The 277-nt window shown below is 24.2% G+C and carries 1 protein-coding gene; it reads left to right on the forward strand.

Features of this window, described 5'->3' with window-relative positions:
• The coding region (locus SB822_RS56720; RefSeq protein ID WP_410859056.1) for a hypothetical protein at positions 1-236 on the forward strand (236 nt) is incomplete at its 5' end.
• Between the last annotated feature and the right edge of the window lie 41 nt (positions 237-277).

The raw sequence follows: 277 nt of genomic DNA on the forward strand, positions 1-277 counted from the left end.
TTTCAAAAATAATAAATAAGCATATTGTCTATACAAACCCAAGTATATTTAAATTTAGAAAAAGAATGGTTAAAAAGGGGCTTAACAGTGACTTTATTTGGGTTATGATTGGAATATATACAACCGCAAAATTAGGATTAGCTAAAAAAGTCACATCAGATTTATCAAATTTACTAGATAGAAATCCAATAACTATGCAAAAGTTTATTTATGATCACAAAGAATTATTAATATAATAATGCAAAAGTAAAAGAGATACTTATTCACATAAAGAATC

It is taken from the genome of Paraburkholderia sp. SIMBA_054 (assembly GCF_046534875.1).
GTDB classification, from domain to species: Bacteria; Pseudomonadota; Gammaproteobacteria; order Burkholderiales; family Burkholderiaceae; genus Paraburkholderia; species Paraburkholderia hospita.